This window comes from Hoeflea sp. IMCC20628, from assembly GCF_001011155.1.
In the GTDB taxonomy this organism is placed as follows: Bacteria; Pseudomonadota; Alphaproteobacteria; order Rhizobiales; family Rhizobiaceae; genus Hoeflea.
Genome location: NZ_CP011479.1, coordinates 3,372,031 through 3,394,683 on the forward strand (window position 1 = coordinate 3,372,031; position 22,653 = coordinate 3,394,683).

The 22,653-nt window shown below is 55.4% G+C and carries 24 protein-coding genes; 5 read left to right on the plus strand and 19 right to left on the minus strand.

Features of this window, described 5'->3' with window-relative positions:
• Nucleotides 1-5: 5 nt before the first annotated feature.
• The 4 genes from IMCC20628_RS15895 to IMCC20628_RS15910 form a co-directional block, all read right to left on the minus strand.
• Nucleotides 6-806: an ABC transporter ATP-binding protein gene (locus IMCC20628_RS15895; RefSeq protein ID WP_047031032.1), complete on the minus strand. Its 801-nt coding sequence runs from the start codon at nucleotides 804-806 to the stop codon at nucleotides 6-8.
• Nucleotides 793-1,551, minus strand: coding sequence for an ABC transporter permease (locus IMCC20628_RS15900; RefSeq protein WP_047031033.1), 759 nt, complete (start codon nucleotides 1,549-1,551; stop codon nucleotides 793-795). Before IMCC20628_RS15900 ends, IMCC20628_RS15895 begins: the two co-directional genes overlap by 14 nt.
• A 75-nt stretch (nucleotides 1,552-1,626) precedes the next feature.
• Nucleotides 1,627-2,604, minus strand: a complete 978-nt coding sequence (locus IMCC20628_RS15905) for an ABC transporter substrate-binding protein (protein ID WP_047031034.1) — start codon at nucleotides 2,602-2,604, stop codon at nucleotides 1,627-1,629.
• Between the two features lie 211 nt (nucleotides 2,605-2,815).
• Nucleotides 2,816-3,511, minus strand: coding sequence for an FCD domain-containing protein (locus IMCC20628_RS15910; protein WP_082128170.1), 696 nt, complete (start codon nucleotides 3,509-3,511; stop codon nucleotides 2,816-2,818).
• Between the two features lie 159 nt (nucleotides 3,512-3,670).
• Between IMCC20628_RS15910 and IMCC20628_RS15915 the strand changes: the two genes are divergently transcribed.
• Nucleotides 3,671-4,354: a fumarylacetoacetate hydrolase family protein gene (locus IMCC20628_RS15915; protein WP_047032651.1), complete on the plus strand. Its 684-nt coding sequence runs from the start codon at nucleotides 3,671-3,673 to the stop codon at nucleotides 4,352-4,354.
• A 108-nt stretch (nucleotides 4,355-4,462) separates the two neighbouring features.
• Here IMCC20628_RS15915 and IMCC20628_RS15920 read toward each other — a convergent pair whose 3' ends face one another.
• Entirely contained in the window at nucleotides 4,463-5,683 is a 1,221-nt protein-coding gene (locus tag IMCC20628_RS15920; protein WP_047028627.1) for a 2-isopropylmalate synthase, read from the minus strand.
• A 256-nt stretch (nucleotides 5,684-5,939) separates the two neighbouring features.
• Here IMCC20628_RS15920 and IMCC20628_RS15925 point away from each other — a divergent pair, with 256 nt between their 5' ends.
• The 3 genes from IMCC20628_RS15925 to IMCC20628_RS24770 all read left to right on the plus strand — a co-directional run bounded on the left by IMCC20628_RS15925 (nucleotide 5,940) and on the right by IMCC20628_RS24770 (nucleotide 8,123).
• Complete coding sequence (locus IMCC20628_RS15925) at nucleotides 5,940-6,248, plus strand: hypothetical protein (protein ID WP_047031036.1); 309 nt, start codon at nucleotides 5,940-5,942, stop codon at nucleotides 6,246-6,248.
• 35 nt (nucleotides 6,249-6,283) lie between these two features.
• Nucleotides 6,284-7,027, plus strand: a complete 744-nt coding sequence (locus IMCC20628_RS15930; protein WP_047032652.1) for an FCD domain-containing protein — start codon at nucleotides 6,284-6,286, stop codon at nucleotides 7,025-7,027.
• A 138-nt stretch (nucleotides 7,028-7,165) separates the two neighbouring features.
• A protein-coding gene (locus IMCC20628_RS24770) for an IS630 family transposase (protein WP_156174391.1) occupies nucleotides 7,166-8,123 on the plus strand; the annotation gives its coding sequence in 2 pieces (ribosomal slippage) (nucleotides 7,166-7,516 and nucleotides 7,518-8,123; 957 coding nt in all).
• Nucleotides 8,124-8,135: 12 nt separating this feature from the next.
• On the opposite strand, the gene IMCC20628_RS15945 is transcribed toward IMCC20628_RS24770, so the two are convergent.
• The 6 genes from IMCC20628_RS15945 to IMCC20628_RS15970 form a co-directional block, all read right to left on the minus strand.
• Nucleotides 8,136-9,008 (minus strand): dioxygenase, encoded by an 873-nt coding sequence (locus IMCC20628_RS15945; RefSeq protein ID WP_047031037.1) that lies wholly within the window; start codon nucleotides 9,006-9,008, stop codon nucleotides 8,136-8,138.
• A 21-nt stretch (nucleotides 9,009-9,029) separates the two neighbouring features.
• Nucleotides 9,030-10,340, minus strand: coding sequence for a TRAP transporter large permease (locus IMCC20628_RS15950; protein ID WP_047031038.1), 1,311 nt, complete (start codon nucleotides 10,338-10,340; stop codon nucleotides 9,030-9,032).
• Nucleotides 10,337-10,921: a TRAP transporter small permease gene (locus tag IMCC20628_RS15955; protein ID WP_197078316.1), complete on the minus strand. Its 585-nt coding sequence runs from the start codon at nucleotides 10,919-10,921 to the stop codon at nucleotides 10,337-10,339. Before IMCC20628_RS15955 ends, IMCC20628_RS15950 begins: the two co-directional genes overlap by 4 nt.
• 92 nt (nucleotides 10,922-11,013) lie before the next feature.
• Nucleotides 11,014-12,072 carry a C4-dicarboxylate TRAP transporter substrate-binding protein gene (locus tag IMCC20628_RS15960; protein ID WP_245307952.1) on the minus strand — a complete coding sequence of 353 codons (1,059 nt, stop codon included), beginning with the start codon at nucleotides 12,070-12,072 and terminating at the stop codon, nucleotides 11,014-11,016.
• Between the two features lie 82 nt (nucleotides 12,073-12,154).
• Nucleotides 12,155-12,616, minus strand: coding sequence for an OsmC family protein (locus tag IMCC20628_RS15965; protein WP_047031041.1), 462 nt, complete (start codon nucleotides 12,614-12,616; stop codon nucleotides 12,155-12,157).
• Between the two features lie 21 nt (nucleotides 12,617-12,637).
• Nucleotides 12,638-13,219, minus strand: a complete 582-nt coding sequence (locus IMCC20628_RS15970) for a malonic semialdehyde reductase (protein ID WP_047032653.1) — start codon at nucleotides 13,217-13,219, stop codon at nucleotides 12,638-12,640.
• 274 nt (nucleotides 13,220-13,493) lie between these two features.
• Between IMCC20628_RS15970 and IMCC20628_RS15975 the strand changes: the two genes are divergently transcribed.
• The gene (locus IMCC20628_RS15975) at nucleotides 13,494-13,886 is read left to right on the plus strand and encodes a YciI family protein (protein ID WP_197078318.1); all 393 of its coding nucleotides are present in this window, start codon (nucleotides 13,494-13,496) and stop codon (nucleotides 13,884-13,886) included.
• Nucleotides 13,887-13,980: 94 nt separating this feature from the next.
• On the opposite strand, the gene IMCC20628_RS15980 is transcribed toward IMCC20628_RS15975, so the two are convergent.
• The 8 genes from IMCC20628_RS15980 to IMCC20628_RS16015 form a co-directional block, all read right to left on the minus strand.
• Nucleotides 13,981-14,685 (minus strand): sulfite exporter TauE/SafE family protein, encoded by a 705-nt coding sequence (locus tag IMCC20628_RS15980; RefSeq protein ID WP_047032655.1) that lies wholly within the window; start codon nucleotides 14,683-14,685, stop codon nucleotides 13,981-13,983.
• Between the two features lie 63 nt (nucleotides 14,686-14,748).
• Nucleotides 14,749-15,288 carry a cupin domain-containing protein gene (locus IMCC20628_RS15985; RefSeq protein ID WP_047031042.1) on the minus strand — a complete coding sequence of 180 codons (540 nt, stop codon included), beginning with the start codon at nucleotides 15,286-15,288 and terminating at the stop codon, nucleotides 14,749-14,751.
• A 21-nt stretch (nucleotides 15,289-15,309) separates the two neighbouring features.
• Nucleotides 15,310-17,193, minus strand: a complete 1,884-nt coding sequence (locus tag IMCC20628_RS15990; protein ID WP_047031043.1) for a TRAP transporter fused permease subunit — start codon at nucleotides 17,191-17,193, stop codon at nucleotides 15,310-15,312.
• Nucleotides 17,194-17,281: 88 nt separating this feature from the next.
• Nucleotides 17,282-18,214 (minus strand): TAXI family TRAP transporter solute-binding subunit, encoded by a 933-nt coding sequence (locus IMCC20628_RS15995; RefSeq protein ID WP_082128172.1) that lies wholly within the window; start codon nucleotides 18,212-18,214, stop codon nucleotides 17,282-17,284.
• A 353-nt stretch (nucleotides 18,215-18,567) separates the two neighbouring features.
• Entirely contained in the window at nucleotides 18,568-19,461 is an 894-nt protein-coding gene (locus tag IMCC20628_RS16000) for a VOC family protein (RefSeq protein ID WP_047031044.1), read from the minus strand.
• 43 nt (nucleotides 19,462-19,504) lie between these two features.
• Nucleotides 19,505-20,338 carry a fumarylacetoacetate hydrolase family protein gene (locus tag IMCC20628_RS16005; RefSeq protein WP_047031045.1) on the minus strand — a complete coding sequence of 278 codons (834 nt, stop codon included), beginning with the start codon at nucleotides 20,336-20,338 and terminating at the stop codon, nucleotides 19,505-19,507.
• An 85-nt stretch (nucleotides 20,339-20,423) separates the two neighbouring features.
• Nucleotides 20,424-21,239, minus strand: coding sequence for a glutathione S-transferase family protein (locus IMCC20628_RS16010; protein ID WP_082128173.1), 816 nt, complete (start codon nucleotides 21,237-21,239; stop codon nucleotides 20,424-20,426).
• 22 nt (nucleotides 21,240-21,261) lie between these two features.
• A complete protein-coding gene (locus IMCC20628_RS16015; protein WP_082128174.1) occupies nucleotides 21,262-22,650 on the minus strand; it encodes an MFS transporter in 1,389 nt (462 codons plus the stop codon).
• Nucleotides 22,651-22,653: the final 3 nt, after the last annotated feature.

A 22,653-nucleotide genomic window follows, 5' to 3' on the forward strand; every position in this document is an offset into this window, starting at 1 on the left:
TCACCCTACTCCACATAGTTGCGCAACGACGCCCAGATTTCATCCACGATATCGAGATATTCCGGCGAACGACGAATGTTCTCGATGCCGGTTCCCCGAAAGCTCTGGGGACGAATAATCTCGGAAACACGGCTTGGCCGCGGCAAGAGAATGGCGATTTGGTCAGATACGTAGACCGCTTCTTCGATCGAGTGGGTCACGAAAATGAAGGTCTTGTTTTCGTGGCGCACCAGTTCGAGCATATCCTCTTGGAACTTGCGCCGGTTCTGCTCATCAACCGCTGAAAACGGTTCATCAAGCAGCAGCACCTGCGCGTCGACCGATAGGGCCCGGGCCAATCCCACACGCTGGCGCATGCCCCCGGAGAGTTCGTGCGGATAGGCTTTTTCAAATCCAGACAGCCCGACATTCTTGATGTATTTTTCGGCGATTGCATCGCGTTCGGACTTGGCCACGCCGCGCAATTCGAGGCCGAAGGCGACATTGCGGATGACACTTGCCCAGGGCAGCAGGGCAAAATCCTGAAACACGAACGCACGATCCGGTCCGGGGCTGTCGATGATCTTGCCTTCGATCTCGACTTCGCCGGAGTCCGGCTTGAGCAGACCGGCAATGATCTTGAGCAAGGTGGTCTTGCCGCAGCCGGACGGTCCCAGCAATGACGTCAGTTGCCCGCGTGGAAACTCGAGAGACAAGTTTTTCAGCGCCTCGACTGGCCCATAGTTCTTGGAGACATTGCGAACAGAAACAGCGCTGTCGCTGTCCAGAGGAACCGCCTTTGTGAAAGCATCATTAGTCTGAGACATAACCACGATTGTTCCCTTCGAACAGATAGTTTTCGGTGCGCTCAAGCAGGTTCAGGAAGAGAACGGCGAGCACGATGATGGAAAAGATCGCCGCGTACATCGACGGATAATCGGCGATTGAGCGGCTATAGGTGATGATGTCCCCGACACCGGTCGGGGTGATCTTCAGTTCGGACAGGATGGCGCCGATAAAGCCCGCCGAGATCCCTAGCCGAAGGCCCGAGAATATGACGGGAGACGCTGCAGGTATGATGATCTTGAGGATGATGTCGCGATCGGAAGCCAGAAAGGATTTGCCCATATCCTTGATTGATGCGGGCGTATTGCGCACCGCACTTGCCGTATTGAGGACGATCACCGGCATCGCCATGATGCACACGACAAAGACTTTGGATGTCAATCCGATGCCATAGGCCATGACAAGAATGGGGATGAGCGCGGCCAGCGGGGCTGCCTGCATGACCACGAAGATGGGCGAAAACAGCCATTCGAAACGGCTGCTCAGACCAACCCAGAGGCCGATGATGATGCCGAAGAACGCCGAGATCGCGACCCCGATGACAAGTGGCTTCAGCGTTTCCGCATAGGCGGTGAATATCGACCCGTCGAAGGTCATGACGACCAGGGCGCGCATGGATTCGAGGAATGTCGGAAAGGCGTAGCTGACAGGGACCCGACCGGCGATCTCCCATGCGCCGAACACGATGGCGGCAGACAACAGCTTTAATGCAAGAGAACGATTCATCGTCTTGGATCACCCCAAGCTTGAGAAAATTGCCACCCGTCCATGTGGAGGACGGGTGGCTTCCATAAATGTGTCTTATTTCTTCATCGCTGCATCGAGCGGCGCCAGGTACCAGAAGTCCTCGATGTTCAAGGTCGACGGATCGCCATCAAGCTGTCCGGCAGCAGAGTACCACTCCATGTCGGCCTGAGCCGCTTTGCGTCCACCGCCATTGGGATCATACAGACCACCCGCGACTGCGTCCGTGTAGAAGCCATCCAGTTCGGCGAGGATCTCTTTCGGCAACTGGCCGATCGGACCATCAGGATTGGTCTCTCTGGAAATGATGGTCGGATCTTCCTGCATGTCCTGCCAGACGCTGGACAGTGCCTTGACCAGGATATTGACCTGCTCTTCATTCTCCTTGATCCAGTCAAGGTTGGCGAAGAGCGCTTCGTCGCTGGAATCGACTTCAAACATAGGCAGAACGTTGAACTTGTCCGGGAACTGCTTCACGACCTTGTTCTTGTTCGAAAGGTCGATGATTGTTGCATCGGTCTGCCCCGATACCAGCGCCACAACACGGTTGGACGATCCGGGCACATAGGAACGGTCACCGAATTTGATGCCGACCTTGTCTTCAATCACGTTGGCGATCGAATCCGTTCCGCCACCGCGCGAGTGCAGCAGAATTGGCTGACCATCAAGGTCCTTCAATTCCGAATACTTCTTGGATGTGACCGGAAAGAACTTCAGCTTTGAAAGCTGGAAGATAATCCGGATTGGCGCCTTTGAACGCTGCATTGCCGAATAGGGCGTGCCAAAGCCGATATTCATCTGACCGCTCAACACCGCTTGAATGGCAAGTTCCTCGTCCGAGAATGCGGTCCATTCATAATCGAGACCATTGGCTTTTGCGCGGTCAAGGGCGACGAAGAACGCCGCCAACTCGTCCGATGGCGTCTCCGCCAGTGCAATCTTGAGCGTTGCGGCTTGTGCGCCTGACAGCATCAGGCCAACGGCCATCGGTACTGCGACCGCCAAACCCGCCATTTTTTTGAGTATCTGTTTCATCGGTTCTCCTCCCAAAGTGCAGGGGCACATGCCCCTCCGGTTAAAACGTCTCTAATGCATACAACTCCAATAATTCAACTTTTTCAATATTTTTTTTAGTGTTTTAAATAATTATCGATTTAATCTTTCTTTTTAATTTTTTGTCTATTTAATTGATTGTGACGACGGGTTTGGATCTTGATCCTGAATCGGCAGTCCCGATCTCCGCGAATCATATTTCGCCAAAAAGACGCTCAGCCACTGAACGCAAATGTTTGCGCATCGCCTCATGGGCCGCAGTTGGATCACGGTTGGTAATCGACAGCACAATCTCTTCATGTTCTGCGAAGCTCCCGTGATCTGCAGGCGGTCTGACTGACTGTCGCTTGACCGCCCCCCAGGCAACGGCACGCCGAACCAAATTGAGTTGATCGAACACCGAAAGCAGCAAAAGATTGTCACTCGCCTCTGCAACTTCGCGATGAAAAACATCATCTTGCGTTTCATAAAGCTGCCAGTTGGGTGCAGCGCGCATGCGCTGTATCGTGGCATTCAACCGCGCAAGCACATCGCCAGAGGCGTTGATTGCAGCTTCGCGTGCAATCGCTGGCTCGATCGCCAACCGCGCTCGCATCATACGATACGGCGTCAGCTGCTTTCCAAGCTCAACCGGTGACTTGGTCATCTTGTCGAGATCGTCTGCTGATGCGGCGACAAACGTGCCCTTGCCGACGTGGCGCCATATCCTGCCATCGCGCTCCAGAGCATCAAGCGCCTTGCGCAATGTACTGCGCGTAATGCCCAACTCCGCCGTCAGAGCCCTTTCAGCGGGCAATCTCTCACCGGGCTTCAGACCATTTGACGTGATGTACTCACGCAAACCGGTAACTGCCTCGCCTGCCGACAAAAAACTGTCCCTATTGAGCATACAGATCTCCATATTGGTTGACCAATTACCCAACCAATCAACAGAGGATTACAAATTGGTTTGGAAACTGCAACCGATTTATTCACATTGGTTGCGATTGATTTTCATCAGACTCTGCAATATGTCGTTACCACAACGCATTTCAGCTGGGAGACTTCAATGTCTGATTACGTAATTTCTGCTCCGAAAATTCCGACAATTCCCGTACAGGGCGGCGGGGAGTTTCCCGTGAGGCGTGTCTATTGTATTGGCCGCAATTATGCTGCCCACTCCATCGAGATGGGTGACGATCCGGATCGCGATCCGCCGTTCTTTTTCCAGAAGAACCCGGATAACCTTGATAGTTCTGGGGAATTTCCTTACCCGGACAAGACAACGGACGTGCATTACGAAGTCGAAATGGCGGTCGCGCTGAAGACCGGCGGGACCAACATTCCTGTCGCCGAGGCGCTCGATCACGTTTATGGCTATGCGGCGTGCCTCGACATGACTCGCCGCGACCTGCAAAACGAAGCCAAGAAAAAGGGGCGCCCGTGGGAAATCGGCAAGGCCTTTGAGCGCTCCGGACCAATTGCACCATTGCAGACCGTTTCCCAGGTCGGGCACCCGGCCGTTGGGCGCGTAGAACTTCTGGTCAATGGCGAAGTCCAGCAGGAAGGCGATCTCAACCAGATGATCTGGAAAGTGCCTGAGATGATTTCCTACCTGTCTGACTACTTTGAACTTCAGCCAGGCGATGTGATCATGTCAGGAACACCATCGGGCGTCGGTCCGATCGTCAAGGGCGATGTCATGGTGGTCAATATTGAAGGACTTGAATCCCTCACCATCAAGGTTGTGTAACGCATCAGCCCGTCGCACATATCTATGTGCGACGGGCTGGCATTATCCTGCTCGGACGCAGGTAGCCCATAATTGAATGCTCCACTGTGCGTCTGATGGCGACGAAACTTAAGCGGCTCTACGGGCGAGAACGGGCTCGGCAATTGCCTTGAATTCATCGTCGGTCAGGGTATCGCGCTTCTTGATGCCGGCCTGCTTTACAGCATCCAGAATCTCGGCGAGATCAGCATCTTCTGCGGTCCCCATGCCCAACTGATCGAGCTTGTAGACAACCGATGCCTTACCGCTCTTCTTGCCAAGCACCACTTCGCCCACGCGCCCGGTCAGGGCCGGATGGGTTCCAAACATCACCAGCGGATCATGCATCACATACTGGATGCCGATGCCGGATTCACGGGTGAAGTTGCTGGCGCCCAGGATCGGCTTGTTGCGGGCAATCGGAATATTGGCGCGCTCGGACAGCAACCGGCCGAGTTCAGGCATCAGGTCGAAGCGGTACCCGGTGTCATAGCCATAGAGCAGATCAAGCGCGAGCATGAGCTCCTCAAGCGCCGCATTGCCGGTGCGCTCGCCAAGTCCGTTGCCACAGCTGTGAACCACTTCAGCACCGGCCGTGACCGCGGCCAGTTCGGTTGCCACACCCATGCCGAAATCATTGTGCGTATGGATCTCGATCGGAAGTCCGGTCATGCGCTTGACCCAGCGCACCATGTACTTGATCGCTTCAGGGGTAGCGCAGCCCATCGTGTCGACGATGCCGATGGAGTCCGGCGGCGATTCCGCCATGATTCCCTTGCAGAGGTTCTCCAGATCATCCGGACGGGCGCGCGTCGTATCATAGGGAAAGAACACGGCGTAGAGCCCGTTTTCACGCGCATAATTGATCACCGGCGCGCTGCGCTCGAGGACATCTCGCCAGGTCCAGCCGAATTGGGTCGTGAGCTTGGGGTAGCCAATCGGCACTTCGATGATGACGCCCTGCGCACCACATTCGAGCGCCATGTCGATATCCTGCTTCATCGCCCGGGCAAAGGTGAATATGCGGGACTTCAAGCCCATCTTGCTGATTTGCTTGATAGCTTCCGCATCCTGAGGCGACACGGCAGGCATGCCCGCCTCGATGCGGTCGACGCCAACATCGTTGAGCATCTGGGCGATGGCAATTTTGTCATCGACCGAGAACACCACGCCGGGCGTCTGTTCGCCGTCGCGCAAGGTTGCATCATGGATCTGCACTTTCGGGGGCAACTCAAGCGAATTGCGCACTTCGGGCACAAAATTATATGGGCTCACCCACCATTTTCCGTCTTCAAAATGCGTCTCGCGCATGAATTGGCCTCCTCTGCCTTAAAATGTGATCTTCGAAAATACGACCATGAACATCATGATAGTCAGCCAATGTTATGTAGTTTTTAGCGTGCAACCCAAATATATCAACATTTTATTCCATCTTGATTTTTGATGGCTTTGCCGAAAATGCCGATCCAGCGCCACCAAACGAACATTAGCTGTGTAAATATACGAATTATTTATACATTTTTCGCGTCTATCAGTTTTTCGTACTCAGAGTTCCGAAAACTGATGCTTGCAGATTGACTACAAAATCGATATTTTTGACGCAATGACGCCTTCATTGATCCAATCACGATCGCAAACCGTTGCCGATAAAGTCTTCTCCAACGCCTCAGGCGCCGCTATCCCCGGCGAAATTCTGACCTGCTACAAACCGCTGGGCGACTGCCACGAGATGTTTGCCAACAAAGGAGTGGTCGTTGCATCACCCGTCGTTATAAAGGCGGCAAAAGCTTATGGCAGTGTGCTTGCCAGGCAAAATCCGGTGGAAGCCTCGTCAGAAGGCGGGGCTGCTTCCATCGAATCATCGGGAGTGCCATGATGCCGGTAAAGACAGAACCCAGGTCGGGGACAAATTTGGACGAGCTTAGCCAGAAAAACGAGGTAGCAGCCCAGGATGAAACCACGCTTGGGCAGCAGGAGGATTCGTCCGGATCAAGCTCGATTACAAGCCAAGCTTACACAAGACTTCGCGCCGACATCATGTCAGGCGTTCTTACTCCGGGTAAAAAACTCAAGATTGAAGAGCTGCGCAGCCTTTATGACTTCGGCTCAAGCCCGATCCGTGAAGCGCTGAGCATGCTGACCTCAGATCTTTTCGTCGAACGTATCGACCAGCGCGGTTTTCGCGTCGCCGATGTCAGCGAAAAGGAGTTTGACGAGCTTCTGCGCACCCGCCGCTGGCTCGAAGAACGGGCCTTGCGGGAATCCATTGCCCATGGAGACAGCAATTGGGAGGAACAGGTGGTCCTTTCAGCCTACCGGCTTTCACGTGTGCCGCGTTCGCAGACAAATGATCATTTCGTTGCCAATGAAGAATGGGAAAGGCGCCACAAGCATTTCCATATGTCGCTGATTGGCGCCTGCCCCTCCTCAATCATGCTCAAATTCTGCGACCAGTTGTATGATCAGAATGTGCGCTACCGCCATTTGTCCGGTTCAAAGGCCTATCCCTCGCGCGACATCAACGCAGAGCACAATGCCATCACAGATGCCGTGCTCGAGCGGAATGCCGATCTCGCTGTCGAACTCTTGATGTCGCATTACGCAACGACCGGAGGTTTTCTCAAGGACGAGCTGGCGGCGAAGAAAAAGGCCTGATGCATGTCAGCGCCGCGCATACAACTTGCCTTCGGCTGTTCGAGGATGACGCAATCTACAGCATCGGTCACGAAACGTGAATCAGGTGGGATTCCATTTCGTTCGGTTTCATGGTTGTTTCGGGAATGGAGGTGTCTCATGGGCAAACCGCATTCCGTAGATATCCGAGCACGGGTCATTGCTATGGTTGAGGCCGGGCATTCCTGCCGGGCAGCAGCACGTCGTTTCGCCATCGGCGACAGCACGGCGATCCGTGTCATGCAGCATCGCCGCAAGACCGGGTCTGTGTCGCCACCGCGCCAAGGCCGCCCGCCGGGCGGCGGCAAGCTTGCGGCTTACCGCTCCTTCCTGATTGCCGAAGTCGAGAAAAAGCCCGATATCACGATGCCGGAATTGGTCGACAAGCTTGACGAGACGCATTGCGTTCGCGTTCCGCCATCGTCCCTGTCGCGCATTCTGGTGGCGGAAGGGTTCACATATAAAAAAAGCGCTGATGGCATCCGAACGCGCCCGCGCGCCAGTGCGGCTTTCTCGTGATGTCTGGATCGCCAAGCGACAGCCGAGGATGCGGCTCGAACCGCATCGTCTTGTCTTCATTGATGAAACATCGGTGAATACGAAAATGGTGCGTCTTCGCGGGCGCTGCCCGCGCGGTGAGCGGCTGCATATGGATGCACCATTCGGTCATTGGGGCACGCAGACCTTCATCGCCGCCCTGCGCTGCCATGGCCTGACCGCTCCGTGGATCATTCACCACGCCATGAACCGCATATCCTTCGACACCTACGTCGAGACACAACTCGCCCCGACCCTATCGCCCGGCGACGTCGTCATCCTGGATAACCTCGCCGTTCACAAAAGCGAAAAAGCCGCCGAGATCTTGAAGGAAAGCAAAGCCTGGTTCCTGTTCCTTCCGTCCTACAGCCCAGATCTCAATCCCATCGAAATGGCTTTCTCGAAGATCAAGGCACATCTGAGAGCCGCGGCCGCCAGAACATTCGACGCGCTTTCAGACGCACTTGGCTCTATCTGCCATCTCTTCGAAAGAACCGAATGCTGGAACTATTTCAAGGCAGCAGGCTATGCGCCGGATTAAACGTACGATGCTCTAGGCTTCCCGAACCAGAACAAAGTCGAAGTCCACCTTGTAATATGGATCGGTGAGCGCATCGCCGGCTGCAAGGCCGCTTGGAACAGGATCGCCTGCGGACTGCTTCTCATAGACCATGATGAGTTTCTCGCGAACGCCGAATACCGCATCTGCGTCGAGATAGGGATCATCACTGGGGAAGACTTCAGTCACCAGCGAACGATAGCCCGGCGCCGTGATAATGAAATGCAAATGCGACGGCCGCCAGGGATGACGCCCCGTGGCATGTAGCAATTCACCGACCGGACCGTCATCGGGAACAGCATAAGGTTGCGGGCGAATGGTCGTGAAAAGATAGCGCCCATCGTCGCCGACAACCATATGACCGCGCAAATTGTATTCCGGTTGTTCAGGGTCCTGGTTCGAATACAGGCCATTGTCAGCGGTCTGCCAGATTTCGATTTCTGCTCCCTTGATCGGCGTGCCATCCGGCTCGCTCACAATTCCGGACACGATGACGGTCGGACCATCATTGTCCCCTTTCAGGTCACCTCCGACCGGCAGGTCGGGTGCACCCAGAATATGGAACGGGCCGAGGACGCTCGATGGCGTGCAGTCATCCGGCGAGTTGATCATGTCGACCAGGGATGACAAACCAAGCACATCGGAAAACAGCACGAACTCGTTGCGTTCGGAGTCCGTGATCTCCCCTGCCTTGGTCAGCAGTTCCAGGCCTTTGCGCCATTCGGCATGGGTCAGGTTGTTTTCCATCGCAAAGGCGTGGAGATGCCTGACAAGGCTCTCCAGCACGGATCTCAGGCGCGGATCAGTTTCGGCGCCGCAATAATCCAGGAAAGTCTGGGTCAGGGTGTCGCGAGTTACGTTGCGCATACATCTACCTCGATGTCATTTTCAATGGATGATCCCCGTCGAGAGAATGGGGAAACGGATAATCAAGATCAGCACCAGCAGCATGACGAAGGCGAATGGCAGGGCGCCAAGAAACACATCTTTCAAGGTCACGTTCGGATCATTCAGCGTTGCCTTGATGACAAAACAGGAAATGCCGAGCGGCGGGGTCAAAAGGCCTATTTCAGCACCGATTACCGTGACGATGCCAAACCATACGAGGCTGTGACCACTTGCTTCAATGAGGGTGATGAACAACGGTACAACGATCAGGATGATCGATGCGGTATCGAGCAGTGTGCCAAGAAACAGCATCAGCAGAACATAGACCACCATGATGCCAAAGAAACCGAACTGGTAGTGATCTAGGAACGCATGGAGCTCTCCTGGGAGGTCGGCATAGCCCAGCATGCGGCTATAGAGCGACGCCATGGTGATCAAAAACAGGATAGACGCGGTGATGTAGCCAGTATCAATCGTTGTTTCCCACAGACCCTTGATGCCGATTTTGCGGCGCGCCAGCGCAATCAACAGCGCGATCAAAGCGCCGGCAGCGCCCGCTTCCACCGGCGTCAGCCATCCGGTGTAGATCCCGCCAAGCACGACGACAATGAGGAACATTATCGGCAGCGTCTTGTCCGCCAGTTCCGCATAGGTCAGCGGTGGCGTATCGCTTTGTCCGGCGTCCTCGCCCACGAAGGACGGCCAGAACTTGCCCATCAGCATGATGGTCAAGATATAGGCGGCAGTCAGCAACAACCCCGGTACGATGCCCGCCATGAACATCTCGCCGACCGATTGTTCCGCCACAAAAGAATAGATAATGAGCATAGCACTCGGCGGTATAATCATGCCGAGAACGGATGAGCCGGCAACCACGCCTACGGCGAATCTCGGGTTGTAGTTGAAACGCTGCATTTCCGGCACAGCGATCTTGGTAAACACCGAGGCCGATGCGATCGACGATCCGGTCACAGCGGCGAACACTGCATTGGCGCCCACCGTTGCCATACCGATGCCGCCGGTTATTTTCCTGAAGCCGCGGTTCATGACCTCATAGATATCTGTTCCCACGCCTGCTTTGGAGACAAGAAGTCCCATGACGGTAAACAACGGTATCGTGGCAAAGGAGTACTCCGTCACTCCGTCACCGACAGCCACCTTCAGGAAATTGAAGGCAAGGATTGATTTGCCGCTGATGATCCAGATTGACGCGAAAGACACAAGGCCAAGCGCCACGGGAATGTAAACTCCCATATAGATCATCACCACGATAGCGATGACCGAGATGATACCGATTTCAACAGGGCTCATGATTGTTTGTGCTGTGTGCTGGAGGAATTATTATCGGGTTCCGGCAAGGCTTCACCATACTCAGAACCTACAAGCGCTTTGAGGAAGAACAGGACGGTCGAAAGCCCGACGCCAAAGAGGATTGCAAGCTTGGCAGGCCACCACGGCGTTGTGAAAATGCCCGGCGTGCCAAAATAGTCGCAGCGTCCCCAGGCCTGCGCCAGGTCTCCCCACAGACTACCGGTTGGCGCGCCGCCAAACTCCGGTTGGACGAAGAATCCGCAACTGCCAAAGGAGTCGAGAAATTCCGGCCACATCGTCCATGTAATCAGCGCCATGAAGACGCAGGACACAGCATCGATCAAACGCGATGCCAAGTGCGATACTTTCGGACGGATGGCCTGCATCAGCAGAAGGAACCCGTCGGATCGGGTTAGCCTTCCTCCCTGCACCACGTTTGGCAACTGCAGGAAAACGATCAGCACCAGCGAGAAGATAACGACTTCGACAGTTCCGCGTAGTGGCGCATGGAAAACCCCGCGCGCCACTACGTCGACATTCATGATAACAACCAGCAGCAGGATGAACGTGGTGCCAATCACGTTCGCGCCAACGGCAAGACTTGTGGCAATGGTTCTAATACCGGTCACCAATTTCCGCATGTTTCACCGTCCCCTGCCATAGCTGGTTTGCATCAGTTTGCGAGTTCAGCCGCCCAGTCACGGACCGGCACAGCACCAGCGTCAGTCAACTTCTTCATGTAAGCCTTCAGCATGTCGGAACCCGGCGCACCGGCCTTGTCCAGTTCTGCGGCCCATTCGACAGCGATGTTCGGCATTGCATTTGCCCATGCCTCGCGATCGGCTGCGGGGAGTTCGACCACACTGCCGCCAGCAGCCTCGAAAGCTGCAACCGAAGAAGCCGCTTCATCCATGGCAACATTGGCCACCTGGTCGCGGTATTCGACAGCAACCTGCTGAAGGACACCCTTCACCTCATCCGGCAGCTTTGCCCAGACATCCTTGTTGATGGTCACGGTTTTCGAGTTCACCGCACCAAGGTCAACCTTGAGCATGTAGGGCGCCACTTCGGCCATCTTGAAGGTGACCGCGGCTTCAGGCCACAGCATGGCGGCGTCCACGACACCGGTCTGAACCAGATTGTAGAAATCCGGCAAACCACCGCGTACTCCGGCTGCATCCTTGACACCTTCAAGATAGCGCAAGTTGTAACCCGCACCGGCGACCTTCTTGCCCTCAAGATCCGTCAGCGAACTGATCGGGGTCTTGGAAAAGATCTGATAGCTGTCGAGTACAACACCTGTTGCCAGGTAGACCTGATTTTCCGCATCAAATTCCTTGTTCATCTGCGGGAATTCCTTGGCGATCTCATCGACCGCCTTGGCAACCACTCTCGCGTCTGCAGACACCATCGGAGTTACCGCCGAAATGCCCTGGCTGGGCAGCGCGGAATTGTGGAAGATGGTCGTCACAATGCCTATATCTCCAAGACCGAGCTTGATACCTTCGAGCACGCCACGGGGCTTCACGATGGTGCCGCCATAGGCCTCTTGCCAATCGATCTTGTAGTTTCCAGTCTTGGCGAGTTCCTCGTTGACCCGCGGAATGAAGAAGCCGGAAAATTCCTTCACCCACATTGATCGGTCAGGATAGCCGTCTATCGCGATCATCTTGATCGTTTCTGTTGCCTGTGCCGGCGAAGCCAGCGGCGAGAGAGCCATGCCCAGGGACATAGCTGTCAAAAGACACATCCGGCGCGATATACTCGTCATATTCTCATCCTCCCAGTTTATCGTCTCAATGCATTTTGCAGATTCAGACGGATTTCTTCTTCCAGATTTCCTCGATTTGAGTGCCCGCTTGCCTGAACAGTTTCGAAACCGGACAATATTTGGCGACTTCCTCAGCCAGACGCTGCAGGTCGGCTTCACTGGCTGAACCGTCTGCCTCCACGGTCAGTATGATCTTGGTAAAGGGAACGTCGACCTCCTCCATCAACGTCACCCCCCGCCTGTCAAAATCACACACTGCAGAAATATGGAAATGGCCGGCATCAATGCCCAGGCTGGCCGCGCATTTGCTTCCTATCGTGTTGGTGCAGCCAACGAGTGCAGCAATCACGGTATCGGTCGGCGTCGGCCCCATATTGGTGCCACCGCGCTCCAATGGCTCATCAATGACAAACGAAACATCACGTGTGCTCAGCTCCGACAGCGAATGCGACGGACATTTGGCCGCCATCCTGAGTTTCACCGTCATTTTCGGCCTGATTTCCATGCTCAATACACTTCCTTGAAGTTACGCAAATGTGAAGATATCTTCAAATTCAAAGCGAGGCAGCCGCTGGAAAAGCGCCTTCTCATCAGCATAGCCGAGATTGCAGAGAAAATTTGATTTCAGCGTCGTGCCCTTGAAAAACTCTTCGTCGACGATGGCGTTGGAAAACCCCGACATGGCGCCGATATCCAGTCCGATCGCGCGTGCGGCAATCATGAAATAGGCGCCCTGCAGTGTTGAATTGCGGAAGGCCGTGCTTTCACTATGTTCCAGCTTGCCCGCAAACAGTGGCCGACGGTCTTCGTGCGGAAACAGCTTGGGCAGTTCACGCCAGAACTCTGTGTCGTAGGCAATGATGGCCGTCACCGGCGCACCAGCCATCTTGGCAACGTTGGCAGGCTTCAGAGATTTGGCAAGCTTCTCCTTGCCTTCCTTGGAACGGACATAAACAAACCGGGCCGGGCATGAATTCATGCTGGTCGACCCCATTTTTACAATGTCATGAATGCGTCGGAGTTGCTCTTCAGAAACAGGCTTGTCCGTCCAGGCATAATGAGAGCGGGCCCGTGTCAGGATGAGGTCAAGGGAGTCTTGGTCGAGCATCCGGATTCGCTCCCGCAATGCCTTTGCATCCGCTTGCGCGTTTGCCCGAAGCTCTTCAGGTGTGTTTCCGTCTGGTATGTGCATGTCCATTCCTATTTTCATTCCCAAAGCCATTTCGCCAGCTTCGACAGGATGCAGCATTCGCGTACGAAACCGCCACCCCTCTCTAACCTGAAAATACACATATTAATTTCTCAAGGTCAATTAATATCGATTTTTTATTTTCTGTACCAATTATCTATGCAAAAATGCAAACAGAACCGACAGAGGAGACATGACTGTGCCAACTTGGAATGAATATCAGACAATCGCGCAGGGACGTGGCGCACTGGCTTTTGAATTGTTCATCGTGGAATCGAAGGCCAATGCAACACCCGAAGAGATGCAGAAAATCCTGCCTCGACACCTTGCCTACCAAAAAGAGATGGAAGCTGCTGGAAAGCTGTTTTTGGCCGGACCGGTTTCGGATGATACCGGCACCGCCATGAGCGGTGGAGGCCTCATCATTTATCGTGCCGCAGACATAGGCGAGGCGCGCACTCTTGCCGACAATGATCCAATGCACAAAGAAGGCGGCCGGACGTTCAGCGTTCGCGCATGGTTGGTGAATGAGGGAGCTTTGAATTTCCAGCTCAGGCTTTCGGAACAGCGAAGCATTCTTGGCTGATGAGATGCTTTGATAGCGGGGCCTGCAAAGAAGCAACCGCCCCGCTACTCATAAGGCATGAACGGCGAAGACCGTATTCGGATGGCGCTACGGGTCATGACATTTCTACATAGATCAAGCGGATCGCAAGGATGGCGAGAAATGTCAGAATCAGCATGTCGAATACTCTCGGGCTGATGCGCCGGCCAATCCAATCTCCAACAGGGAGTGCGGCAAACAGTGGAATGGCGGCAAGAAGGCCAAGCGTCGCAACATCTCGCGTCAGGAGACCGTAATAAATTTGTGTCGGGATCTGCACAAATGCCATGGATATAAAGAAAATCGAAATCGTGAAGATAAAAGCCGGCCGAGCCAGTTTCATGGCATTGAGAAACGTGACAGCCACCGGCGCCGAAACTCCAACGGCGCCTTGCAAGATGCCGCCAAGCATCGCGACCACTGCAACCGCTTTCCTGGCACTTGCCATGGAAAGCTGAACGCTCGGTTTGAGCGCACGAAGCAGAATATAGGCAATGATAATTCCAGCCATGCAAAGGCTCAAAAAGCTGGATGGCAATTCAGCCAGTGCAACGGTACCGATGCCCGCACCGATCGCTCCAAACACCGCCAGTTGCCAGCAGAAACGCATATCCGTCGGATGGGCGCGGAATTTGTAAATCTGCCATAGGTTGGAAATCAGATTTGGCAGAACCATGACTGCGACCGCGATCTTGACATCGTATACAGCGGCAATGACTGGTACGGCAATGACAGGAATCCCGGCACCGGTCGCGCCTTTCAACATGCCACCGAGGATCATGGCGACCGCAATGGCTGCCAGACCCCCGATGTCGGTAAACAGGATTTCCGGTGGCATGGACGCTTATTTCACCGCATCGTTGAGAACGAACATGATGATGCAGGGTTCGGTGCCACGGTTGGCCCAGGCATGGTTGGTGCCCTGCTGGACGATCACATCGCCCTGCTTCAGCAGCACGTCTTCTTCATCCATCAGCATCCAGACTTCGCCTTGCAGCACGATGGAATAATCCAGCGAATCCGTGCGGTGCATATAGGGGTGGCGGGCGTTTTCGACCACATTGGCACCGGCCCCCATCGCAGCAAAAGCTTTCTTGCCATCAATGTTGGCGATGACATCGGGGTCTTCGGGATCAAATTGCACCACGCGGAAAACCGCGCCATTCTTTGGCGGGTGCAAAACCAATGGGCCTTCGACAGGATCGTCATGGCTTTCCATCGGCGCCGGAGACTGGCTGTGCTGCCAGAAATTTGTCAGCGTCACGCCGGGCCGGGTCGGGCGCTGCAAGATGCATGAGGCTGTATCGTCCCGGATGACCTTCGCGACGCCGTTGGCATCATGCCCGGTGACCACACGCCGGAATTTCCTCGCTTCATATGCCATTGTCGTTTCTCCTGAGTTGTATCAAAACTTTATCGGTGCACGCTTAAGGGCCATCGATCCGGTGACCCAAACAACAGCGATACCTGCGAGGCCCAACAGGTTGGACTCAATCCCCTGATCCATCAGCGCAATACCGGAGCAGAAGATGACCGCCCGTTGCCAGACGACGAGTGGCAATCTGAAATAACCCACCACGCCTGCGGCCACACAAAACACGCCGACCAGCCCGCTTATGACGGCCATACCGATTTCAATCGGTGTACCCTGCAACATCAAAGCCGGGCCATAAAAGAACATGTAAGGCAGGACAAAGCATGTGATGCCGTAACCAAATGCCGTCCAGCCGACCTTGTTGATGTCCGCCTTGGCGATGCCTGCAGCCACATAGGAGGCGAGCGCAACTGGCGGCGTAATCGTTGAAACGCAGCCGAAGAAGAACACAAACATATGCGCGGTCAGGATAGGAACGCCCATCTTCGCCAGTGCCGGTGCGACAACGGTTGCAAGAATGAGATAGGCCGCCGTAGTGGGCAGGCCCATGCCCAGGATGAGAGCGGTGAACATCGTCAGGATCAGCGCGAGCAGCGTATAGCCCATCGACGCATCAATGATGAGGCTCGAAATTTTCGACCCCAAACCGGTAATGCCCAGCGTACCTGCGATGATGCCGGCGGCGGCGCAGGCAATCGCAATCGGGACGACGCTTATTGCGCCTTCGACAATGGCAGTCCCGATCTTGCGAAACGTGTCGAGCGTAATGCTGCGGTTCCAGATGACGTCGCAGGCAAGAAGCAGCAGGATCGAATAAAACGAGGCCATGAAAGGCGAATAGCCATAGACCATCATCACGATCAGCGTGACGAAGGGAATAAGGTATTGCCCGCCCTTGAGAAGGATCAACCAGATGGATTCATCGTCCTCCACCGGCTGTTCAAACGGGACGATGTTGTTCTTGTGTGCCTGAAGATGGACGACGAAAAACATCGAACTGAAGAACAGGAAGGCGGGAATGAGTGCTGCGCCCATAACTGTCGAATAGGGAACCCCGACAATTTCCGCCATGATGAATGCGGCAGCGCCCATCACGGGGGGCATGATCTGGCCGCCGGTCGAAACCACTGCTTCAATCGCACCGGCCTGATGGGCCTGGTAGCCTTCCTTCTTCATCATCGGAATTGTCAGGGTCCCGGTGACGGCGACATTGCCGGCTGCCGAGCCTGAGATCATGCCGAGCAAAGTGGAGAAAATGACCGCCGTTTTCGCGCCCGCCGCGCGTGTTCCACGGGTCAGACGGTTGGCAACACGGAAGAAGAAATCCCCCGCGCCAAACGAGCTCAGAAAAGCTCCATACATCGAAAACAGAATGATGTAGGTCGACGACACACCGATCGGCACGCCGAAAATTCCATTGGATGTGGTGGTCATATATTCGGCAATACGGGTCAGGCTGTAGCCACGACTGGCAAGCGGCCCCGGGAGATATTCAGAGAAAAACGGATAGGTGAAGAAGAACGTGCACAAGATTGCGAGCGCCAACCCTGCTCCACGCCGCGCCGCTTCCAGCACCAGCAATATGACGATGATGCCAACAGTCGCGTCCATCGGCACTGTCGCGCCGCCGGACATGGCAATGTCTTTCCAGCGCGACAGGAGATAAACACCAGCCCCGATGGTGATTGCAATCAGCACGAGCCGGAGCAGCTTCTCCCAGGCTGCATCCTTGAACTGCCTGGCAAGCGGCGTGACCATGAAAAGCAGCACCAGCATCATGACCAGGTGAAAAACGCGAATTTCACGCGTCGACAGAACCACGATACCCGACACATTGAGCAGGTGGAAAAGCCCGATCACAAATGCAAAGGCCACCGCACCGTATTTGAAGAACTTATCGACCGGATTTTTCATTGGATTTCTGCGGATCCCTGCATGGCGTCAGCGGAGGAAGGCGGGCCCTTGCGGCCCGCCCGTCACATTGTCTCACAGTGGGGACAGTCTACTCTTTGAAAAAGCGCTCGGCACCGGCGTGAAGCGGGATAGCCAGCTGCATCGACAAGGCTGGATCAATCTGCTTGGCCAAGGCATTTTCCGTGCGAAATTCATCCATGTTGCCGTAGACCGCCTTGGCGATCCTGTAAGCGGTGTCTTCATCCATGCTGGCGTTGACCACCAGCACGTTTGACACGCCCACAACCAATCCGGCCTCATCGGTATCGTAGACATCTGGATCTACGGTGAACGAACCATAGGCAGGGGTCTTTTCTTTTAATGCGGCCAGTTGAGCTTCCGACAGATTGAGAAACCGCAATTTGGCCGAGGCTTTTGCCTGCATCACTGCACCGGCGGGGAAACCTGAAAGCGCGAATGAGGCGTCAACGATGCCATCGGACAATTGGCTAAAACCGTCTTCATAGGACACAAAGCTTGGCGTGATGTCATCACTGGTCAGCCCTTCAAGTGCAAGGATTGCGTTAAGGAACGGGATTGTGCCGCCGCCGGCAGGACCAACCGCCACACGCTTGCCCTTGAGATCGGCAATCGACTTGATGTCGGAATTATCCAGTACCATCATGTGCAGAATACTGGGATGCAACGTTCCGATGGCGCGCAGATCGAGACCGGCATCCTTGTAGGGACCGATATTCTTGTTGGCGAGGACGGCCAGATTATTGTTGGTAATACCAGCATCAACCTCGCCTGAACCCAGAAGGCGCGGGTTCTGGACCGAGCCTTCGGTGACGATCGGAACCATGGTGATGCCGTCGCCTGCATGTTTTGAAACCAGCGTAGAAATGGCCTGGCCAACAGGATAGAACGCACCACCCTGGCTTGCCGTTCCCAGGCGCAGTTCAGCGGCATTGGCCGTTATCGCTGAAAACGCGAGCGTCGCGCCAACGGCGATCGACACAATAAGGGATTTATACTTCATGAATGTCTCCTCCCGAGAATTCTGAGGCTGTCATCTGCCCCGCATCCCCGACTCTAGCACAATATTTTCTCCTGACAATTAAATATCGATTTTTTATGAAATTGCATCAAAATACCCAAATTAATACAAACCTGGCGAGGCGACCGGGGCACACGCAGTTTATCGTCCAGAACAACAAACCAGATCTGTTGTCAAAAATTGGATATTCCAGACCCGAATGCCGCTGTTGAACGGCACACCATCCCTGCCAACACGGCTTGACCATCAGGACTCAATGCCCGGGCGCCATCGCTGAATGCGTTCCGGATATATCCGGTCAGTCCCGCAGCCCAGCGGATGTCCGCCCTGGAAAACTATTTGAACCCGATTGCAAGCTGTGCCGCTTTGCATGCCCCGGATTTTGGCGGGGCGACCCCCCAATGATCCGTTCGTCCAGCCGGCCAGACCCAGTCCTCGGGGCCACCGACGCGGTAGGTGTCGTCGACCTGCAGCACTTCGGCTGTGTGCTCGACCACAAACCCTGCAGGGTCGACGAAATAGGCAAATACATTGTCGCCCGGACCGTGTCTGCCCGGCCCCCAACCCATCGGATAATCCGCATCCACCATCCGACCCGAAGCCTTCATCACGTCCTCCCAGGTCGGGTGATTGAAAGCAATATGATTGAGCGTATCAACGGGAGCTTTCGCCAGAACGACGGTATGGTGATCGCTGTTGGTGCGGACAAAGCCCATCATCTTGCTACGGTCGGTGACCCTGAACCCGAAGCCAAGCTCATAAAAAGCGATATCGCGCTCCAGATCGGTTGTGTTGATATTGATATGCGACAGGCGGTCGGGGCGGCTTTGACCGGAGTTGAATGGGTCAAGCCGTGTATCACCCTGCACGACGCGCAGCTTCCGCCCAACTGTGTCGCGCAGGGAAAAGCCTGTTCCGCCGCCCGCCTCCAACATCGGAGCAATGTCTCCGTCCGCCACCCCGCCTGCAGCAATTGCACGCGCGCGCAAGGCCGCCAGGTCGGTGCCGTCAGCCGCCCGGAGCGTATAGGAAAGGATGGCCGGTACGCTGGCTTCATTCAGCCGAACAGCATAGGCATCCTCGCCTTCGCAGCGCAGATAGATATGGCCGTCCGCGCGCTCTGCTTCGACCAGGCCCCAGACATCCATGTAGAACGCTGCCGATCTGGCAAGATCCGGCACTTCCAGCTCGACGCTTCGCAAACCGCTTATCAGAAAATCACTGCCCATTGCCGCTCGCCTCCAACACTTCTTCTCAAGTTACACGGTTTCTTCAGGCCTCATCGACTATCTGGCTGACCAGCGTTCCCACTCCGGATATGCGCACCTCGATCGTGTCGCCCGCCTTCATCCACACTGGCGGATTGCGTTTCGCACCGACACCGCCGGGTGTGCCGGTGGCGATGACATCGCCCGGCGACAACGGCGTGAACGTGGAGATGTAGGCAATGATCAACGGAATGGGAAACAACATGTGATCGAGCGTTGCGCTCTGCATGACCTGGCCATTGAGCACCGAAATTACCTGAACTTTGTCAAGGTCGGCGATCTCGTCAAGCGTCACCAGTTCCGGGCCAAAGGGAGCTGTGCCGGGAAAGTTCTTGCCCGGTGTAAACTGGTTGGTATGCCACTGCCAATCGCGCAGCGAGGCATCATTGAAACAGGCCACGCCAGCAACGTGACTCATGGCTTCGGATTCACTGATATTGCGCCCGCCCTTGCCGATCACCACCGCCAGTTCACCCTCAAAGTCCAGACTTGTGGATACGGCGGGTCGCACAATGGCATCGTCCGCACCAATCAATGTGTCGGCAAAACGGATGAAGATCGAGGGATGCTTGGTCTTGTCACGTCCGGTCTCAACCCGGTGGGATTCGTAATTATGGCCAACGCAGAATATCTTTGACGGGTTGGGCACGACCGGCAGCAACCGGACAGAAGCGCGTGCGCGTCGGGGTGAATCGCCCACCATGTCGAGCTTTCCCGCTGTGATCGCGGCCTTCAGATCTTCCGGTGCGTCCGGCTGCGCGCCAAGATCGATGATTTCGTTTCCATCCACGCGCCCCCAGGATGCGCGCCCATCCACTTCAAAACTTACATAACGCATTCAATATCTCCCGATCTCTGTTTTTGCCTGACTGGCTGCGCGGAATGCCAAGTGTCCCGGAACGCCAGACACTCGCTTTTGCGGGTCAAGCCGACGCACGCCAGCGGTCTTCCAATTCGCTCCAGAACTCGGATCCATCCCGGAGTTGCGCTTCGGCCATCTGCGCTGGTATCTTGCTCTGGACTTCCACCTGATAGCTCTGGCGGGATTGCATGCTGGCCAACCAGTCGGCGACGCGCGGTTCAGTGTCGAGCCAGAGCCCTCTAAAGCCGAGGCGTTCGAGCCGGTCGATATAGGAGATGAGCGCGATATCGGCGATTCCGAATTCGGGGCCAGTGACCCAATCGCCTTCGGAGAGCACCTTGCCCATATCCGCAAAGGCGCTACGCAAATGCATGAGAGCCTGAGACACGTAGGGGGATTTCAACCCATTGGCGTAGAGGTCCTTGCGTTTCATCTGCGAAACCGGATCTGGCTTCCGGGCGATCATCGCTTCGATTTCCTGCGGGGTTTTGCTCGCAAGGTGTCGTTTGCGATTGACCGTAGAGTGGGTGAGCGTGTTGACGGCGGCATGAATGGCGAGACAGCGCAGAAGCCAATGACGCGCCGCAACTGCCTTGGCACGATCAACCGGCATCAGCCGGTTCTGATTGTAGGTCTGGTCGAGATACTCAAGGATCAGGCTTGATTCAACCAGAACAAGCCCGTCATCGATCAACGTCGGAACGACAGCCGCCGGATTGAGCTTCATATAGTCGGGGTCAAACTGGTCGCCCTTTTGTATATCAAGCCGTTGATCCTCATAGTCCAATCCAATTTCCGCAAGCCCTATCCGGACCTTGACAGAGCACACACTGGTGACACCGTTATATAATTTCAACATTTCCAACTTCTCCTTCATTCACATTCTATAATTTGCAGTTTTAACGGGCCCGGATGGCCACTGCCCGACCCATGCTTGCAACCGCACCCACAAGTGCCAGGACGCCTGCAATGTTGAGGACCACGAGCACACCGGAAATTGAACTTGTGGCAAGTGCAAATGCCGCTATGGCCGTTCCTGAGGCGCGGCCGAATTGGCGCGCCAGCGAGATCATCGCGCTGGCCGCGCCGCTGCGTTCCCGCGGCGCACTCAGCATCACAAGCCGATTGTTGGGTGTCTGAAACACTGCAAACCCAATGCCGCACAAGGCCAGCCTTAGCGCAATGCCGGTGGCACTGGCATCAACGGGCATTGCAGCCAGCAAGAAAAACCCGCAGGCATAAATGCCAAGCCCTGCCGCTCCCACCGGTCCGGCCGGGATGCTGTCCGAAATCCAGCCCAGAAAGGGGGCAAGCAGCGCTGTTGTCAGCGGCCATATGCTCAAAACTGCCGCCATTTTCATCGGGCTCAGCCCAGCATCATTCAAAAGGTAAAATGGCAGCAGCACAAACCCCAGTGACTGTGCCGCGAAGACGCAGATTGAAGCAATGATCGACAAGCTGAAAACCGGAAGCGCAAGCAGATCCAGCGGGAACACTGCCCCCACCCTGCCCTTCGAGGTACGACCTAGAACCATGAAACCGACAGCCGACGCCAAACCGGCGAGCGCCAGTGACCAGCGGGCCCAGTCATTTGCCAGGCCGTTCAAAACGAACAGAAGACATGACAATGTCAACGCGACAAGAACCGAGCTCTTGAGATTGAAACGGCGGCCGGAAGGCCGGTTCGCGGGCAGCAGTAGCAGTCCCCCAACATAAGCGACTGTGCTGAAAAACAGCATGAGACCAAACACTGCTCTCCACCCACTGTATTCGAGAAGCACCCCGGATATCGCTGGCCCGCCAGACGACGCCAAGGCTACTGTCGTGGCAAGAAAACCGATGGACCGCCCCAGTGATTTATCCGCATAGATCGTCCGTGCCATCGCGAAACCCACGCTCATGCTCCCAGCCGTACCGATCGACTGGAAAGCCCGCGCAACCACAAGCGCGTTGAAGCTTGGTGCGGCGATGCAGGCCACCGTGGCGAGTGAAAACACCAGCAGGGCAGACAGATAGAGGCGCCGATAGCCGATCGTATCGGCCAGCGATGCCATGGGCAGCAGCAGCGCCACGATGATGAATTGCGACATGCCCATGACCCATGTCGCAGAAGCAGCCGACACGTCAAACTCACGTGCAATGGCAGGCAAGGCGACAGTGACCGCCATGCTTTCCAGGGCAACCGCGCAGGTCGCCACCAGAACCATTGCAAAGGCAAGGTGCGCGCGTAGTCCCTCCCCTTTCGGGTCTGGCAAGTCATCTGCCATGGTTGTGTGGTTCTGCGTCATCAC

Coding starts and splice junctions, on each gene's coding strand:
- IMCC20628_RS15970 (WP_047032653.1), bottom strand. CDS start 13,219: ATGCTCGACCAAGACTCCCTTGACCTCATCCTGACACGGGCCCGCTCT.
- IMCC20628_RS15900 (WP_047031033.1), bottom strand. CDS start 1,551: ATGAATCGTTCTCTTGCATTAAAGCTGTTGTCTGCCGCCATCGTGTTC.
- IMCC20628_RS15945 (WP_047031037.1), bottom strand. CDS start 9,008: ATGCGCAACGTAACTCGCGACACCCTGACCCAGACTTTCCTGGATTAT.
- IMCC20628_RS15985 (WP_047031042.1), bottom strand. CDS start 15,288: ATGGCATATGAAGCGAGGAAATTCCGGCGTGTGGTCACCGGGCATGAT.
- IMCC20628_RS15960 (WP_245307952.1), bottom strand. CDS start 12,072: ATGTCCCTGGGCATGGCTCTCTCGCCGCTGGCTTCGCCGGCACAGGCA.
- IMCC20628_RS16000 (WP_047031044.1), bottom strand. CDS start 19,461: ATGGGCAGTGATTTTCTGATAAGCGGTTTGCGAAGCGTCGAGCTGGAA.
- IMCC20628_RS15905 (WP_047031034.1), bottom strand. CDS start 2,604: ATGAAACAGATACTCAAAAAAATGGCGGGTTTGGCGGTCGCAGTACCG.
- IMCC20628_RS15895 (WP_047031032.1), bottom strand. CDS start 806: ATGTCTCAGACTAATGATGCTTTCACAAAGGCGGTTCCTCTGGACAGC.
- IMCC20628_RS15975 (WP_197078318.1), top strand. CDS start 13,494: ATGACTGTGCCAACTTGGAATGAATATCAGACAATCGCGCAGGGACGT.
- IMCC20628_RS15910 (WP_082128170.1), bottom strand. CDS start 3,511: ATGCTCAATAGGGACAGTTTTTTGTCGGCAGGCGAGGCAGTTACCGGT.
- IMCC20628_RS16005 (WP_047031045.1), bottom strand. CDS start 20,338: ATGCGTTATGTAAGTTTTGAAGTGGATGGGCGCGCATCCTGGGGGCGC.
- IMCC20628_RS15950 (WP_047031038.1), bottom strand. CDS start 10,340: ATGAGCCCTGTTGAAATCGGTATCATCTCGGTCATCGCTATCGTGGTG.
- IMCC20628_RS15980 (WP_047032655.1), bottom strand. CDS start 14,685: ATGATCCTCGGTGGCATGTTGAAAGGCGCGACCGGTGCCGGGATTCCT.
- IMCC20628_RS15920 (WP_047028627.1), bottom strand. CDS start 5,683: ATGCGCGAGACGCATTTTGAAGACGGAAAATGGTGGGTGAGCCCATAT.
- IMCC20628_RS16015 (WP_082128174.1), bottom strand. CDS start 22,650: ATGACGCAGAACCACACAACCATGGCAGATGACTTGCCAGACCCGAAA.
- IMCC20628_RS15915 (WP_047032651.1), top strand. CDS start 3,671: ATGTCTGATTACGTAATTTCTGCTCCGAAAATTCCGACAATTCCCGTA.
- IMCC20628_RS15965 (WP_047031041.1), bottom strand. CDS start 12,616: ATGGAAATCAGGCCGAAAATGACGGTGAAACTCAGGATGGCGGCCAAA.
- IMCC20628_RS15990 (WP_047031043.1), bottom strand. CDS start 17,193: ATGAAAAATCCGGTCGATAAGTTCTTCAAATACGGTGCGGTGGCCTTT.
- IMCC20628_RS15995 (WP_082128172.1), bottom strand. CDS start 18,214: ATGAAGTATAAATCCCTTATTGTGTCGATCGCCGTTGGCGCGACGCTC.
- IMCC20628_RS16010 (WP_082128173.1), bottom strand. CDS start 21,239: ATGAAGGAGAAGTTGGAAATGTTGAAATTATATAACGGTGTCACCAGT.